Raw genomic sequence first — 14,052 nt, forward strand, 5'->3', positions numbered from 1 at the left:
GCCGGAACCGGACCATCCGGGCCCGCGTCACCTATCCCGGGCGTCCGCACGGCGCCCGATCGAACCACACGGGGGAGGGACTCATGGGAGACGGATTCAAGGTCGATCTGGGTGCCTTGGACGACGCCGCCTCAGGGATCACGAACACCCTGGCGAAGCTGCAGTTCAAGAAGGTCAGCGACCTCGACCCGAAGAAGGAGGACTTCGGGCACGGCCACCTGGCCGACGTCGTCGAGAAGTTCTGCACCCGCTGGGAGCTCGGCGTGGAGAACCTGGCCAAGGACGCACAGTCCGTCACGGCGCGGCTCAACGCCAGCGTGAAGGCCTACCGCGAGGTCGACGGACACGTCGTCGGCCACTTGAACGGAACCCTCAGCCGTGACAGCGGCGAGGACCCGGGGGCGAAGTGATGGCGAAGGAACTGGGCAGCACGTCCGACCCGAAGGAGCTCGTACCGGGCGATCCGGAATCGATCTCCTCCACCTGTGCCTGGCTCAAGAGCTACGGGGACACCCTGCACTCGACCGGCGAGGGCCTGAAGAAGATCGACACCGTCGAGGGGTGGTCGGGCAAGGCCGGCGACGCCTTCCGGGAGGCCTTCGAGGGCGAGCCGGGCAAGTGGCTGGAGGCCGGTGACTGCTTCCACAACGCCGCCACCGCGCTCACCGCCTACCAGTCGACCCTGACCTGGGCGCAGGGGCAGGCGGCCGAGGCGATCCGGCAGTGGGACGCCGGCCAGAGCGCCAGCAGCAAGGCCAAGAGCGACCACCAGGACGCGGAGAAGAACGCCGGCCACGAGCTGCCGTTCACCGACCCCGGCGAGGGCTCTCGCAACGGCGCGAAGGCGACGCTGAACAACGCCCGCAGCCAGCTCAAGTCCGCCGGTGACACGGCGGCGAAGACCGTCGCCACCGCGCGCGACAAGGCTCCCGAGGAGCCGGGCTTCTGGGACGGCGTGGGCGACTTCTTCTCCGACGCGGGGGACTTCCTGGCCGACGTCGGCCAGGTCGTCGTGGAGGACCTCGCCTCGGTCGGCAACGCCATGCTGCACAACCCGGGCGCCGCCCTGGAGGTCGCGGGCGGGCTCGCCCTCGCCACCGTCGGCGCGGGCGGCGAGGTCCTCGGCGTCGGCCTGGACCTCACCGGCGTCGGCGCGGTCGTGGGCGTTCCGGTCGGTGTGCTCTCGGCCGGTGTCATCGCCACCGGCCTCGGCGTGGCCGGCATGGGCGCGAGCGAGATCGGCAAGGACGCCATGGGCGCCAACCGGGTCCACATGGAGGGCGAGGGCGGCGGCGGTGGCAGCGCGTCGAGCGAGCTGCACACCCAGCCGTCGAAGGGGGTGGACCCGGCCGCGACACCGGAGGGGCACACCACCAACATCCCGAGGAACGCCGACGCGACGACCGTCCGCGCGTTCCAGCGGGAGAACGAGTCCGCCGAGATCATGGCGCGCAACGGCTACAAGGTCGAGCAGAACCCGAACGTCACCGGGACGACCAAGAACCCCGACTACCGCATCGAGGGCGAGGTGTTCGACTGCTACGCGCCGACCGCCTCGAACCCGCGCTCCATCTCCACCGGCATCCAGAAGAAGGTGGACTCGGGCCAGGCCGACCGCATCGTGCTGAACCTCTCCGACAGCGGTGTCGACGCGGCCGCCATGCGCAAGCAGCTGCAGGACTGGCCGATCGAGGGTCTCAAGGAGATCAAGGTCATCGACTCGTCCGGCAACGTGGTCCACTTCTACCCCTAGACGAACCGAGAGAGACGCCCAGCATGGCTATTGCCTACAGCCTCGACCTGGTGACCCCGCTCACCGCGGCCGAGGTCGCAGAGAAGCTCGACGAAATCGCCCGTCCGCAGGCGCTGTTCGGCGCCGGGGAGGACGCCGGCACCCTGGTCGCCGACGGCGCCGTCACCGCCCGCGGCACCTGGGTCCGGGTGGTGGCGACCAAGGCGATCCCGTGGGGGGACCCGCTGATCGGCGGCCGCCCCTTCGGCGCGACCGTCTCGGTGGCCTTCCGCCTGGACAAGGACACCGACATCTCCGGCCAGCAGGACGACACCGTCCGGCTGACGCTCGGCCTGCTCGGCCGGGTCCCCGGCGACGCCGCGCTGCACCTCGACTACGAGGACGTCTGGCTGGTCCGCCAGGGCGGCGAACTGACCCTGAACGAGCGCTCCGACCTCTGGCCGGCGCACCGCCTGGCCGCCGTGCCGGCGCCCTACCGGCGGGAGACGCAGGACTTCTTCTTCCCCGAGGACGACTGACCTCCGGGTCGGCGCCGGGAGCGGGACGTCGGACCCGCCGACTTCCCGCTCCCGCACCGGCGGCGAATCCGCGCTGCCGGCCGGCACCGCGGCGCCTCAGTGGTCGACGGTGACCACGATCTTGCCGACCTGCGTGCCGGCCTCCATGTAGCGGTGGGCCTCGGCGATCTCGTCCAGGCCGAGGACGCGGTCCACCACCGGGGTGAAGGCACCGCTGCGCAGACCGGAGGCGACGAAGGCCTCCGCGCGGCGCAGCCGCTCCGGGTCGCGCGTCGTCTCGTGCAGGGTGTAGCTGCGCATGTTCAGTGCGGGCATGCCGATCTCGAACGCCGGGTACGGGGTCGGCTCGCCGCTCAGCCACCCGTACAGCAGCAGCGTGCCGCCGGGGGCGACCGCCTTGGCGAGGTCCGCCACGCCGGGGCCGGCCACGGCGTCGAAGACGAACTCGGCGCCCCGGCCCGAGGTCAGGGCCGCCACGCGCTCGGAGACGACCTCCTCGTCCGTGACGATCACCTCGGCCGCGCCCGCCTTGAGCAGGGCGTCCCGCTTGGCCCGGCTGCGGGTGGTCGCGATCGGCACCGCCCCCACCCGCCGGGCGATCTGGATCGCGGCCAGGCCCACGCTGCTGGAGGCGGCGGTCAGCACGACGGTGTCCCCCGCCCGCAGGCCGCCGACCTCCACCAGCGCGCCGTAGGCGGTCACATAGGGCATCCAGACCGCCGCGCCCTCGACCGCGCCGAGCCCGGCGGGCCGGTGCAGCACCGCGGCCGCGGGGACGATCGCGCGCTCGGCGTAGACGGGGTGGTCGTTCATCGAGAACGCGGGCACCACGCTGACCGGCTCCCCGGGCTCGAACCCGGTCACGCCGGCCCCGACGGCCTCGACCACGCCCGCCGCCTCGGCGCCGAGCCCGGCGGGGAACTGCCGGGGGGTCTCGATGTAGGTGCCGCTGCGGAACAGCACCTCGGCCCGGTTGATCCCGATCGCGTCCACCCGGATCAGCAGCTCACCGGGGCCGGGCGAGCCGACCTCCACGTCCTCCAGCCGCAGGACCTCCGGCCCGCCGTGCTCGTGGAACCGCACCGTCCTGGCCATCGCGCATCGCCCCCTTCCGATCGGTGACGGCGGTGCGGAGTGCGCGCCGCCGCAGCTCACTGAATCCGAAAGTACGTCAGCTGTCAAACTTTGATGGCTATCGTACTTTGATGGCTGCCGTACCATGGCCGCGAGAGACGGGGACATCGATGGTGACAACGCAGCGCAACGGGCAGCGGGACCGCGTCCCGCCGCACCCGGACGTCCGGGAGATCGGCCTTCAGCAAGTCCTGGAGGCCGTGGTCGATCCGGTCCGCCGCCGGATCGTCGCCGAGCTGGACGCCGCCGCCGAAGACCTCGCCTGCGGGACGATCGACCTGCCGGTCAGCAAGTCCACCGCCACCCACCACTTCCACGTACTGCGCGAGGCCGGGCTCATCCGCCAGTACTACCGGGGTACTTCGCGGATGAACGCGCTGCGCCGCGAGGAGTTCGAGGAGGCCTTCCCCGGCCTGCTCGGCGCACTGCGGGTCGAGCGCGAACGGGGCCGAAGCGGCCCGCCGGCCGCTCAGCCCGGCCCGCCCGCGGCGTAACGCGCCGGCGGCATGCCCACGGCCGCGGTGAAGTCACGGGTGAGGTGCGCCTGGTCCGCGTAGCCGAGGTCGGCGGCGAGCGCCGCCCAGTCCACGTCCAGGCCCTGGTCGGCGCGCCGGGCCGCCTCGTGCAGACGGGCGCGGCGCAGGACCCACTTGGGGCTCGCGCCCACGTACTCGGCGAAGAGCCGCTGGAGCCGGCGGACGGAGACGCCGTCCGCCGCCAACTCGCCCACCCGGCGCAGATCGGACCCCGCGGTGACGCGCTCCACCATCGCGCCGGCCAGCTCGGCCGAAGGGTCCGCCACCGGCTCCGGCAACCGCGCGAGCAGGAACGCGTCCACCGACCCGACCTGCTCCGAACCGCCCCGGAGCACCGCCTCGTTGAGCCGGTCGACCGCCGGGCCGAAGACGTCCGCCGCCGGCACCACCCGGTCGGCGAACCCGGCCGCCGGACGGTCGCTGAACGGAGCGAGCCCACCCGGCCGGAACTTCACCCCCAGCACGTGCCCGGCCCCCTCCAACCGCCGGACGAACAGCGACCGGTCGACCCCGTAGACGCCGGCCCGCGGCGCCTCGAAGACCAGGTGGACGTTGGGGTGGGCGAGCACCTTCTGCTCGTGGCACGGCAGGCCGCGACGGTCCCAGCGCACCAGCCAGCAGAACTCGACGAGGCGGGCCAGCCCGGGACCGGGCTCGTACCGGGCCAGGTCGACCACGCCCGCCGGTCCAGGATCGGCACATGAACGGTCACGCATTCCACCCCCTGCCCGCCCGCGCCGCGACGGAAGCCGCACGCCTCGCCCAGGGCGTCCGGCCGGAACAGCTGGACGGCCCCACCCCCTGCGCGGAATTCGACACCCGCGCACTGGTCAAACCGCTGGGTGCTCTACACGTCCCACGGCCTGGAGCACCGGGCCCGCCGGGAGCCGCTGCCGCAGGAGCTGACCGAACGCGACTTCACCGCCGACCCCGCCTGGGCCGACGCCTACGCGGCCCAGCTGGACCGGGCCGTGGCGGCCTGGGCCGACCCGGCCGCCTGGGAGGGGGACATCGACCTCGGCGGGACGGCGATGCCCGCGACCGCCGTCGCGCGGATGCTGATCAAGGAGCTGGTGGTGCACGGCTGGGACGTCGCCCGGGCCACCGGCCGGCGGACCGAGGTCGCGGACGACCTGGCCGGGACCGTCCTCGGGGTGGTCGAGGAGTACGCCGGGATCTACCGCCAGTACGGCGGGTTCACCGATCCGGTGCCGGTGCCGGCCGACGCCCCCCTGTTCGACCGCGCCCTCGCCGCCTCCGGCCGCGACCCGCTGTGGACTCCGAGCCCGGCCCCGGCCGCGGCTCCGGCGCCGACCATGATTCCGGTGCCGACCGACGCGGCGCCGGCCGTCTGAGCGCCCCCGGGGGAGCGGGCCCCGCCGACCGCGGTCCTCAGACCGCCGGCCCGCCCAGTGCGCCGCGCACCATGCGGGTCACCGCCGGGACGGCCGCCCGCAGGTCGCCGTCGGGGCCGACGCTCTCGCCCGCCAGCACGTCGTAGGTCTCGAAGCCGGTGAGCACGAACAGCACCGCCGCCGCGTCCCTCGCAGCGCCGTCGAGCCGGCCGGTGAGCACCTCGGCGCCCTCGCGACGCCGGGCGTCGCGCTCGCGGACGACCCGGCCCACCTCCTCGTCCAGGGCCGCCAGCGCGCGCAGCCGACGGGTGCAGACGCGGTCCACCGCCCAGAAGCCGCCCATGACCTCGACGAAGCGGTCCACCGCCGCCCAGGGGTCGGGCAGGGTGAAGGCCTCGACGATCCGGGCCATCCCGCCCTGCTCGGCGAGCGCGTCGCAGACCGCCTCCAGCAGGCCCGTCTTCGAGCCGAACTGGTAGTAGACGGTGGCCCGGGCGACATCGGCGCTCCGGGCCACCGCATCCAGCGACAGCGTGCCCGTCTTGGCCAGCCGGGCCCGCGCGGCCTCGACGATCCGCGCGCGCGTCCCGTCCACGTCCGCCTGCCGCTGTCCCATCCGGTAGGACCGGGGGCTCATCGCGCTCGCCTCCACTCGCTCGGCCCGCCGCCGGTGACACCGCCGGCGGACTCCTCGTGAACAGGCAGTATCCCCGACGGGCCCGACCGGCCGGGCGGACGCGGGCCGAGCGGGTGTCAGACGATGACCCGCCCGCCGCTGACGTCCAGCGTCTGCCCGGTGATCCACGAGGACGCGGTGGAGGCCAGGAAGAGCGCGGCCGCCGCGATGTCCGCCGGTTCGCCGAGCCGGCCCAGCGGGTGGGCGGCGGCGACCGCCGCCTGCACCTCGGCCGGCATGGCGGCGGCGGTCCGCTCCGTCCGGACGGCGCCCGGCGCGAGGGCGTTGACCCGCACGCCCGTGCCCGCCACCTCCAGGGCGAGGTGGCGGGCGAACATCAGCACCCCCGCCTTGGCCGCGGCGTACGCGGCGGAGGAACCGCCGGGCAGCCGGCCCGCCGTGGACGCCATGGCGATCACCGAGCCGCTGCCGCGCTCCAGCAGGCCCGGCAGGAAGGCCCGGACGGTGAGGAAGGTGGCCGTGAGGTCGGCGTCCAGGACGGCCCGCCAGTGCTCCTCGGTCTCCCGGACGGTCGGCACGGGGTAGCCGTTCCCGCCGGCGAACGCGGCCAGGACGTCGGCCGGGCCGAGCTCGTCCTCGATCCGGACCGCCGCCCGGGCGAGCGCGGCGGCGTCGGTGCAGTCGGCGACCAGGCCGAGCGCGACGCCGCCGGCCGCGCGCAGCTCCCCGGAGACGGCGGTCAGGGCGGCCTCGTCCCGCCCGAGGACGGCGACCGCCGACCCCTGCCGGGCGAACGCACGAGCGGTCTCCGCACCGATACCGCGACTGCCCCCGGTGATCACGACGACCTTTCCGGCCAGGTTGGGGTAGCGAACTCCCATATGCCATCGCTCCTTTGGTCGGTCTGTGGTTCACTTGATTTCAGTCATACAGTCTGTCTGAATGAATGGCAAGACCGAACCGCACCGGGCCCCGGGCCGAGAACCCGTACCGGGAACCGCGGCCCGGCGCCCCGAATCCCAAGCCGAGGAGAACCCCATGAAGCTCGCCGTGGTGGGCGCCACCGGACGCACCGGACGCCTGGTCGTCGACCTCGCCCTGGCCGCCGGGCACACCGTCACGGCGGTGGCCCGGACACCGGACCGCTTACCGCCCTTCGCGCACGGCACCCCGCGCACCGCACAGGCCGACGTCGGCCGGCCCGGTTCCCTGCTCGAACCGCTGGCCGGCCAGGACGCCGTGGTCTCGACCCTCGGCACAACCGGCCGGACGGCCACCACCGTCTTCTCGGACGGCGCGCGGGAGTTGGTGTCCGCCGCCCGGGCCGGCGGGGTGGGACACCTCGTGGTGATGTCCTCGGCGGGGCTGGAGACCGGTCATCTCCCCTTCGCCCAGCGGGTGGTGACGCGCCTGGTGGTCGACCGGCTCTACCGGGAGATCCACCACGACCTGGCTCGGATGGAGGCGGTCCTGCGCAGCTCCGACACCGCCTGGACGATCGTCCGCGCCCCGATGCTCAAGGACGGCCCGCCGGCGGCCGCCCCGCGCGTCTCCTTCGACCTCCCGCTGCCCGGCACCGGCACCGCCAACCGTGCCACGGTCGCCGCCTGGATCGTCCGGCACCTGGGCGCCACGGCGACCTTCCGCCGCCGGATCGCCATCGCCGACGGCTGACTCCCCCGCACAGCGACGAAATGCTCAACCCTCCGGCTGAGCACGCTTCTTCAGCGCCATGGCCAGCAGGAACAGCGCCGACAGCACGGCCGCGAGGCGGAGCACCCCCGGGGCCGCCGACCAGGCGATCTCGCCGGCCGGCTGCCCGGGCTGGAGCCCTCCGCCCCAGCGCCCCTGGGCCCGGCCCCAGTACCAGAGACTGGTCCCGCTGATCGTCGCCAGCGGGATCCCGAGAATGGCGAACTTCCGGGTTAGATCGCTCAGTTGACGGGACATGTAGCCGAGCGCCCAGCCCACCAGCATCACCACGATCTGGCCGCTGACGGCTCCGCCGACCAGCGTCACCGAGGCGAGCAGCAGGAGCGGCGACGGGCGGCGGCCGGCCATCGCCGACGGCTTCGGGGGCGCGGCGGCGGGCTCGGGCGGCGGCGTCTTCCCCCGGCCCCGCGCCCGGCCCCCGGCTCCCGGCCCGCTCGCGCCCTTGTCCTTGTTCTTGCGCTTGCCCTTGTCCTTGCCCTCGGCCGGGTCGGGCTCGGCGGGCGGCCCGGCCGCCGCGGCCGCCTCCCCGTCCTCCGCCCGCTGCTCCGGGATCGGCGTGATCGCCGCCCCCGGACCGTCCGAGAAGTTGAGCATCACCAGATCCCAGCCCCCGGCGTCGGAGGACGCGTACAGCTGCGGGGACGGCAGGGCGTCCGGGTCGGCCGGGGCGTCCCGGAACGACTCCGCCACCCACGGCGAGCCCTGGTCGTCCGGACCGGCCGGCCGCCCCGACCGCGGGGGCGCGGGCGGGGCGGAGGGGCGCGTGTACGCCACCGGCGCGCCGGTGGCGTACACGCTGTCCTCGTTGGCCGGGCCGCCGGAACCACCGGCCGCACCGGCACCGCCCGCACGACCGCCCGCGCCGTCACCCGTCCCACCGCGCGCGCCGTCACCGCCGCCGGACGGCTCGCTCCACGGCCCGCGCCTGCGCCACCACTCGCCGTCCGCCATCACCCAGCACCCCGCCTCGCCCGAGCCCGTCCCCGAAGACCTCGCGGGACCGCGCGGGACCGCGCCGGGCCCCGCGGATCCCCGCTGCTCGTGACGCTACCCACCCGGCCCCCACCCACGCGAGCCCGGTCCGCCCACCGGCCGGTCCACCGCCTCGCGCACCCGGGCGACCACGGCCGGATCACCCTCCGACGACGGATCCCCACCACCACCCGACCCGACTAACCTAGGTCGAATGACCACACAGCAGGGCCCCCAACGCACCGGCAAAGCGCCCGCCGGCCCCCGCACCCTCGCCGAGGAGCTCCGCAGCCGCGCGGACGACGACCTCGCCGCCCTGCTCCGGTCCCGCCCCGACCTGCTCAACCCCGTCCCCGGCGACCTCACCCAGCTCGCCGCCCGGCTCTCCTCCCGGGCCTCCGCACTGCGCGCCCTGGAGCGGCTGGACCGCTTCACCCTCCAGGTCGCCGAGGCCCTGGCCGCCGCCCCCGACGGCGCGCCCCCGGCGACCGTCCGGACCCTGCTGACCGGCCCCGCCAAGGTCAAGCCGCACCCGGGCGCCACCCCGCTGAGCACCGCCGACCGGGCCGCCGTCACCGCCGCGCTCCCCCGTGCCCTCGCCACCCTGCGCGACCGGGCGCTGCTCTGGGGCCCCGACAACGGGCTGCGACTGGTCATCGCCGCCCGCGAGGCACTCGCGCCGACCGCCGCCAATCCCGGCCGCACCGGCCTCGGCCCGACGCTCGCCGACGCGACCGCCGGGATGTCCCCGGCCCGGATCCAGCAGTTGCTGGTCTCCGCCGGGCAGCCGCCGACGCCCGACCCGGTGACCGCCGTCGCCGCGCTCACCGCCCTGCTGACCGACCGCGCCCGGTGCGACGCGCTGCTCGCCACCGCCCCCGAGCCGGCCCTGCGCCTGCTGGACCGCCTGGTCTGGGGCCCGCCCACCGGCACCGTCCCGGACGCCACCCGCCCGGTCACCGCCGAGGACGCGCAGAGCCCGGTCGAGTGGCTGCTGGCCCGCGGCCTGCTGCTGCCGAGCAGCCCCGGCAGCGTGGTGCTGCCCCGTGAGCTCGCCCTGCACCTGCGCGGCGGCCGCACCCACCGCCTGGTCGAGCCGGTCCAGCCCGAACCGGCCCCGGCCGCCGCCGCGCGCGATCCCCAGGCTGTGGACGGCGCCGCCGCCGGGCAGGCGTACACCGCCGTCCGGACCGTCGAGGAGCTGCTCGACCTCTGGGGCCTCAACCCGCCGCCGACCCTGCGCGCCGGCGGCCTCGGCGTCCGCGACCTCAAGCGCACCGCCCAGACCCTGGAGAGCACCGAGCAGCAGACCGCGTTCTGGCTCGAACTCGCCTACACGGCGGGCCTGCTGGCCCCGGACGGCGAGGCCGACGAGCGCTGGTCCCCCACCCCGGCGTACGACGGCTGGCTCCAGCAGGACACCGCCGACCGCTGGGCCGCCCTGGCCGCCGGCTGGCTCACCGCCACCCGCGTCCCGGCCCTCACCGGCACCCCGGACGGCAAGGGCAAGCCGCGCGCCGCCCTCGGCCCCGAACTCGACCGCACCCTGGCCCCGTCGGTGCGCCGGGCCGCCCTGGCCCTGCTCGCCGAGCTGCCGCCCGGCACCCCCGCCACCGCCGACGAACTGCTGCCCACCCTGCGGTGGCAGCGCCCGCTGCGCGGCGGACCGGTCACCGCCCGGCCCGCCGCCGACGGGCCGCACGGCGGTGCCGGGGCGCACCCGGCCGCCGGTCCGGGGCGCGACCTCCGGGACGACCTCGTCGGCTGGACCCTCGCCGAGGCCGAACTGCTCGGCATCACCGGCCGCGGCGCACTGGCCTCCCCCGGCCGCGCGCTGCTCACCGCCGAGGCCGACCCGGCCGAGGTGCTCGCCCCGCTGCTGCCGCGGCCGCTGGACCACGTGATCCTCCAGCCGGACCTCACCGCGATCGCGCCCGGCCCGCTGCTCACCCCGCTCGCCCAGGCGCTCGCGCTCTGCGCCGACATCGAGTCCAAGGGCGGCGCGACCGTCTACCGGTTCACCCCCGAGTCGGTCCGCCGCGCCCTCGACGCCGGCCGCAGCGCCGCCGACCTCCAGGCCTTCCTGGAGCAGCACTCCCGCACGCCCGTCCCGCAGCCGCTCAGCTACCTGATCGACGACGTGGCCCGGCGGCACGGCATCCTGCGGGTCGGCGCCGCCTCCTCGTACCTGCGCTGCGACGACCCGGCGCTGCTGGGCGAGGTGCTGGCCGACCGGCGCTCCGTCGACCTGCGGCTGCGCCTGCTCGCCCCGACGGTCCTGGCCTCCCAGGCCGCGCCGGACGTCCTGCTGGCCACCCTGCGCACCATGGGCTACGCGCCCGCGGCCGAGTCCGCCGAGGGCGACGTCCTGATCACCCGCCCGGACAGCCACCGCACCCCGCCGCGCGCGGCCCCCGTACCGGTACCGGACGGTCCCCCGACGCCCGACGACGTCCTGCTCGCCGCCGCCATCAAGGCGATCCGGGCCGGCGACCGCGCCGCCACCGCCGTCCGCCGGGAGCCGGCCCCCGACCCGCGCCGGCTCCCCCGCACGGCGGCGGCCGAGACCCTCGCCTCGCTCCAGACCGCCGTCCTGCTCGGCGAGCGGATGTGGATCGGCTACCTGAACGCCGAGGGGATCGCCAGCCAGCGCATCATCGACCCGGTCAAGGTCGAAGGCGGCTTCGTCACCGCCTTCGACCACCACGCGGACGAACTCCGCACGTTCGCCCTGCACCGGATCACCGGCGTGGCCGAGCTGGAGGAGTAGCGCCCTCCCGGGGCAACCGCCCGGCGACCGGCGGTCAGTGCCCCTGCTTGGCGGCCTGCTCCTTCGCCTTCTCCTGCATCGCCTTGTCGGCCATGGCCGCGATGTCCCCCTGGCCGACCGGCAGGCTGCCGCCGCCGACGGTGTCCGCGAGCAGGAAGGCGGGGGCGGCCATCAGCCCGCCCGGGCCCTCGCCGATGCCCGCGAGGGCGTGCGCCGAGCCGGCGGAGGAGGCGGTCGCGGCGAAGGCCGAACCGAGGAGGGCGAGGGCGGTGAGGGCGCGCTTCGACTTGTTCATGCCCCGCACAACGACCGACCGGTCCACCGGTCACTGCCCGCGGTTGACGAGCCGGTCGCACCCGGCGTACTCCGGAAGGTGGGGGCTCGCGAAGGGAGTCATCGTGCTCGGCAACCGGATAGTCACGCAGACCACCAGGGACACCGGCCGGCGGGTGCTGGCCACCACGGACGGCATCCATCCCGTGGTCGAGGTCTCGTTCGAGGCGACCGGCGACGTCCTCGGCGTCGGGGTCAGGGAGTTCGCCACCTACGAGTCGCAGCTTCGCTCGGACGGCACGCTGTTCGGCGAGGGCCAGGGCGTGGGCATGAGCGAGCGCGGCGAGGGCTACAGCTGGCACGGCAGCGGCATCGGCCGCTTCACCGGCCCCGGCGGCGCCATGGCGTGGCGCGGCGCGATCTTCTTCGAGAGCCAGTCCGAGTCCTTCGCCCAGCTCAACGACACCGTCGGACTCTTCGAGTACGACACCGACGGCAGCGGCACCGGCAAGGTCACCGTGCACGAGTGGAAGTAGCCCTCCGGGTTCGCGGCGGAATGCGCGACACTGGAGGGTCTGCGTCCCTGCAGACCTGTCAGCCAGTGGAGGGCTTCCCCGCGTGAACGACGGACCGCTCATCGTCCAGAGCGACAAAACTCTTCTTCTGGAGATCGACCACCCCAGGGCATCCGACTGCCGTCGCGCCATCGCGCCGTTCGCCGAGCTGGAGCGCGCGCCCGAGCACGTGCACACCTACCGGGTGACCCCGCTCGGGCTGTGGAACGCCCGTGCCGCCGGGCACGACGCCGAGCAGGTGGTCGACGCCCTGGTCAACTTCTCCCGCTACCCGGTGCCGCACGCGCTGCTGGTGGACGTGGCCGACACGATGGCCCGCTACGGCCGGCTCAAGCTCACCAAGCACCCCGTCCACGGGCTGGTGCTCTCCACCACCGACCGGCCGGTGCTGGAGGAGGTGCTGCGCTCCAAGAAGATCGCCCCGCTGGTCGGCGCCCGGATCGATCCGGACACCGTCGTCGTGCACCCCTCCGAGCGCGGCCAGATCAAGCAGGTCCTGCTCAAACTCGGCTGGCCCGCCGAGGACTTCGCCGGGTACGTGGACGGCGAGGCGCACCCGATCGAGCTGGACCAGAACGGCTGGCAGCTGCGCCCCTACCAGGCCCAGGCCGTCGAGGGGTTCTGGCACGGCGGCTCGGGCGTGGTCGTGCTGCCCTGCGGCGCCGGCAAGACGCTGGTCGGCGCGGCGGCGATGGCCGAGGCCAAGTCGACCACCCTGATCCTGGTCACCAACACCGTCTCGGCGCGGCAGTGGAAGCACGAGCTGGTCAAGCGCACCTCGCTCACCGAGGACGAGATCGGCGAGTACAGCGGGACGCGCAAGGAGATCCGCCCGGTCACCATCGCCACCTACCAGGTGATGACCACCAAGCGGAAGGGCGTCTACGCCCACCTCGAACTCTTCGACGCCCGCAACTGGGGCCTGGTCGTCTACGACGAGGTCCACCTGCTGCCCGCGCCGGTCTTCAAGTTCACCGCCGACCTCCAGGCCCGCCGCCGGCTCGGCCTGACCGCCACCCTGGTCCGCGAGGACGGGCGCGAGGGCGACGTCTTCTCGCTCATCGGCCCCAAGCGCTTCGACGCGCCCTGGAAGGAGATCGAGGCGCAGGGCTACATCGCGCCCGCCGACTGCTGCGAGGTCCGGGTCACCCTCACCGACTCCGAGCGGCTCTCCTACGCGACCGCCGAGCCCGAGGAGCGCTACCGGTTCTGCGCCACCACGGCGACCAAGCGCCGGGTGGTGGAGGCGCTGGTGAAGAAGCACGAGAAGGACCAGACCCTGATCATCGGCCAGTACATCGACCAGCTCGACGAGCTCGGCGAGGTGCTGGACGCCCCGGTGATCAAGGGCGAGACCAGCAACGCCCAGCGGGAGAAGCTCTTCGAGGCCTTCCGCACCAAGGAGATCAGCGTCCTGGTCGTCTCCAAGGTCGCCAACTTCTCCATCGACCTGCCCGAGGCGACCGTCGCCATCCAGGTCTCCGGGACCTTCGGCTCCCGCCAGGAGGAGGCCCAGCGGCTCGGCCGCGTCCTGCGCCCCAAGGCGGACGGGCACTCGGCGCACTTCTACTCGGTGGTGGCCCGCGACACCGTCGACCAGGACTTCGCCGCCCACCGCCAGCGCTTCCTGGCGGAGCAGGGCTACGCCTACCGCATCATCGACGCGGACGACGTGCTGTAAATCCCGGCGGCGCTGAGCGTGTCAGAAAGTTCGTGTAAGCCCGTGATCTGGGAGGCTGGCCGGGGCCCGGCTGAGGGCTCTGGCCGGCCGGAACGGACAGGACATGGGCGAGAAGGAAGGGCCGGTCGTCGAGCC

The 14,052-nt window shown here is 74.6% G+C and carries 14 protein-coding genes and 1 pseudogene; 9 read left to right on the forward strand and 6 right to left on the reverse strand.

Annotated features, from left to right (window positions below):
* The first annotated feature begins 83 nt into the window (after nt 1-83).
* The 3 genes from ABT263_RS18835 to ABT263_RS18845 are packed head-to-tail and all read left to right on the forward strand — an operon-like array spanning nt 84 to nt 2,271.
* Nucleotides 84-410, forward strand: coding sequence for a hypothetical protein (locus tag ABT263_RS18835; protein WP_352291472.1), 327 nt, complete (start codon nt 84-86; stop codon nt 408-410).
* Entirely contained in the window at nt 410-1,753 is a 1,344-nt protein-coding gene (locus ABT263_RS18840) for a putative T7SS-secreted protein (protein WP_352291473.1), read from the forward strand. The genes ABT263_RS18835 and ABT263_RS18840 overlap by 1 nt, the downstream gene beginning before the upstream one ends.
* Nucleotides 1,754-1,776: 23 nt before the next feature.
* Entirely contained in the window at nt 1,777-2,271 is a 495-nt protein-coding gene (locus tag ABT263_RS18845) for a SitI3 family protein (protein WP_352291474.1), read from the forward strand.
* 96 nt (nt 2,272-2,367) lie between these two features.
* On the opposite strand, the gene ABT263_RS18850 is transcribed toward ABT263_RS18845, so the two are convergent.
* The gene (locus ABT263_RS18850) at nt 2,368-3,366 is read right to left on the reverse strand and encodes a zinc-dependent alcohol dehydrogenase family protein (RefSeq protein ID WP_352291475.1); all 999 of its coding nucleotides are present in this window, start codon (nt 3,364-3,366) and stop codon (nt 2,368-2,370) included.
* A gap of 149 nt (nt 3,367-3,515) precedes the next feature.
* On the opposite strand from ABT263_RS18850, the gene ABT263_RS18855 reads away from it, so the two are divergent.
* The gene (locus tag ABT263_RS18855) at nt 3,516-3,899 is read left to right on the forward strand and encodes an ArsR/SmtB family transcription factor (protein ID WP_352291476.1); all 384 of its coding nucleotides are present in this window, start codon (nt 3,516-3,518) and stop codon (nt 3,897-3,899) included.
* Here the strand turns inward: ABT263_RS18855 and ABT263_RS18860 are convergent.
* Nucleotides 3,875-4,657, reverse strand: a complete 783-nt coding sequence (locus tag ABT263_RS18860) for a DUF6597 domain-containing transcriptional factor (protein WP_352291477.1) — start codon at nt 4,655-4,657, stop codon at nt 3,875-3,877. The genes ABT263_RS18855 and ABT263_RS18860 overlap by 25 nt on opposite strands.
* On the opposite strand from ABT263_RS18860, the pseudogene ABT263_RS18865 reads away from it, so the two are divergent.
* Nucleotides 4,642-5,296, forward strand: a pseudogene (locus tag ABT263_RS18865) (TIGR03086 family metal-binding protein). The gene ABT263_RS18860 and the pseudogene ABT263_RS18865 sit on opposite strands and share 16 nt — an antisense overlap.
* Before the next feature lie 37 nt (nt 5,297-5,333).
* Here ABT263_RS18865 and ABT263_RS18870 read toward each other — a convergent pair.
* Together ABT263_RS18870 and ABT263_RS18875 are read right to left on the reverse strand one after the other, a co-directional pair.
* A complete protein-coding gene (locus tag ABT263_RS18870; protein WP_352291478.1) occupies nt 5,334-5,933 on the reverse strand; it encodes a TetR/AcrR family transcriptional regulator in 600 nt (199 codons plus the stop codon).
* 116 nt (nt 5,934-6,049) lie between these two features.
* Nucleotides 6,050-6,814, reverse strand: coding sequence for an SDR family NAD(P)-dependent oxidoreductase (locus ABT263_RS18875; RefSeq protein WP_352291479.1), 765 nt, complete (start codon nt 6,812-6,814; stop codon nt 6,050-6,052).
* A 157-nt stretch (nt 6,815-6,971) separates the two neighbouring features.
* On the opposite strand from ABT263_RS18875, the gene ABT263_RS18880 reads away from it, so the two are divergent.
* A complete protein-coding gene (locus tag ABT263_RS18880; protein ID WP_352291480.1) occupies nt 6,972-7,607 on the forward strand; it encodes an NAD(P)-dependent oxidoreductase in 636 nt (211 codons plus the stop codon).
* Between the two features lie 24 nt (nt 7,608-7,631).
* Here the strand turns inward: ABT263_RS18880 and ABT263_RS18885 are convergent, their stop codons facing one another.
* A complete protein-coding gene (locus tag ABT263_RS18885) occupies nt 7,632-8,597 on the reverse strand; it encodes a hypothetical protein (protein ID WP_352291481.1) in 966 nt (321 codons plus the stop codon).
* Between the two features lie 235 nt (nt 8,598-8,832).
* Between ABT263_RS18885 and ABT263_RS18890 the strand changes: the two genes are divergently transcribed.
* Nucleotides 8,833-11,388 (forward strand): helicase-associated domain-containing protein, encoded by a 2,556-nt coding sequence (locus ABT263_RS18890; protein WP_352291482.1) that lies wholly within the window; start codon nt 8,833-8,835, stop codon nt 11,386-11,388.
* A gap of 34 nt (nt 11,389-11,422) precedes the next feature.
* Here the strand turns inward: ABT263_RS18890 and ABT263_RS18895 are convergent, their stop codons facing one another.
* The gene (locus tag ABT263_RS18895; RefSeq protein ID WP_329489159.1) at nt 11,423-11,683 is read right to left on the reverse strand and encodes a hypothetical protein; all 261 of its coding nucleotides are present in this window, start codon (nt 11,681-11,683) and stop codon (nt 11,423-11,425) included.
* Nucleotides 11,684-11,786: 103 nt separating this feature from the next.
* On the opposite strand from ABT263_RS18895, the gene ABT263_RS18900 reads away from it, so the two are divergent.
* Together ABT263_RS18900 and ABT263_RS18905 are read left to right on the forward strand one after the other, a co-directional pair.
* Nucleotides 11,787-12,197, forward strand: coding sequence for a hypothetical protein (locus tag ABT263_RS18900; RefSeq protein ID WP_329489158.1), 411 nt, complete (start codon nt 11,787-11,789; stop codon nt 12,195-12,197).
* 82 nt (nt 12,198-12,279) lie between these two features.
* Nucleotides 12,280-13,917, forward strand: a complete 1,638-nt coding sequence (locus ABT263_RS18905; RefSeq protein WP_329489157.1) for a DNA repair helicase XPB — start codon at nt 12,280-12,282, stop codon at nt 13,915-13,917.
* Nucleotides 13,918-14,052: the final 135 nt, after the last annotated feature.

Origin of the sequence: Kitasatospora sp. NPDC001603 (assembly GCF_040298365.1) — a bacterium.
Lineage (GTDB): Bacteria > Actinomycetota > Actinomycetes > Streptomycetales > Streptomycetaceae > Kitasatospora.

Coding starts and splice junctions, on each gene's coding strand:
- ABT263_RS18885 (WP_352291481.1), bottom strand. CDS start 8,597: ATGGCGGACGGCGAGTGGTGGCGCAGGCGCGGGCCGTGGAGCGAGCCG.
- ABT263_RS18880 (WP_352291480.1), top strand. CDS start 6,972: ATGAAGCTCGCCGTGGTGGGCGCCACCGGACGCACCGGACGCCTGGTC.
- ABT263_RS18870 (WP_352291478.1), bottom strand. CDS start 5,933: ATGAGCCCCCGGTCCTACCGGATGGGACAGCGGCAGGCGGACGTGGAC.
- ABT263_RS18840 (WP_352291473.1), top strand. CDS start 410: ATGGCGAAGGAACTGGGCAGCACGTCCGACCCGAAGGAGCTCGTACCG.
- ABT263_RS18895 (WP_329489159.1), bottom strand. CDS start 11,683: ATGAACAAGTCGAAGCGCGCCCTCACCGCCCTCGCCCTCCTCGGTTCG.
- ABT263_RS18835 (WP_352291472.1), top strand. CDS start 84: ATGGGAGACGGATTCAAGGTCGATCTGGGTGCCTTGGACGACGCCGCC.
- ABT263_RS18845 (WP_352291474.1), top strand. CDS start 1,777: ATGGCTATTGCCTACAGCCTCGACCTGGTGACCCCGCTCACCGCGGCC.
- ABT263_RS18860 (WP_352291477.1), bottom strand. CDS start 4,657: ATGCGTGACCGTTCATGTGCCGATCCTGGACCGGCGGGCGTGGTCGAC.
- ABT263_RS18875 (WP_352291479.1), bottom strand. CDS start 6,814: ATGGGAGTTCGCTACCCCAACCTGGCCGGAAAGGTCGTCGTGATCACC.
- ABT263_RS18850 (WP_352291475.1), bottom strand. CDS start 3,366: ATGGCCAGGACGGTGCGGTTCCACGAGCACGGCGGGCCGGAGGTCCTG.
- ABT263_RS18855 (WP_352291476.1), top strand. CDS start 3,516: ATGGTGACAACGCAGCGCAACGGGCAGCGGGACCGCGTCCCGCCGCAC.
- ABT263_RS18890 (WP_352291482.1), top strand. CDS start 8,833: ATGACCACACAGCAGGGCCCCCAACGCACCGGCAAAGCGCCCGCCGGC.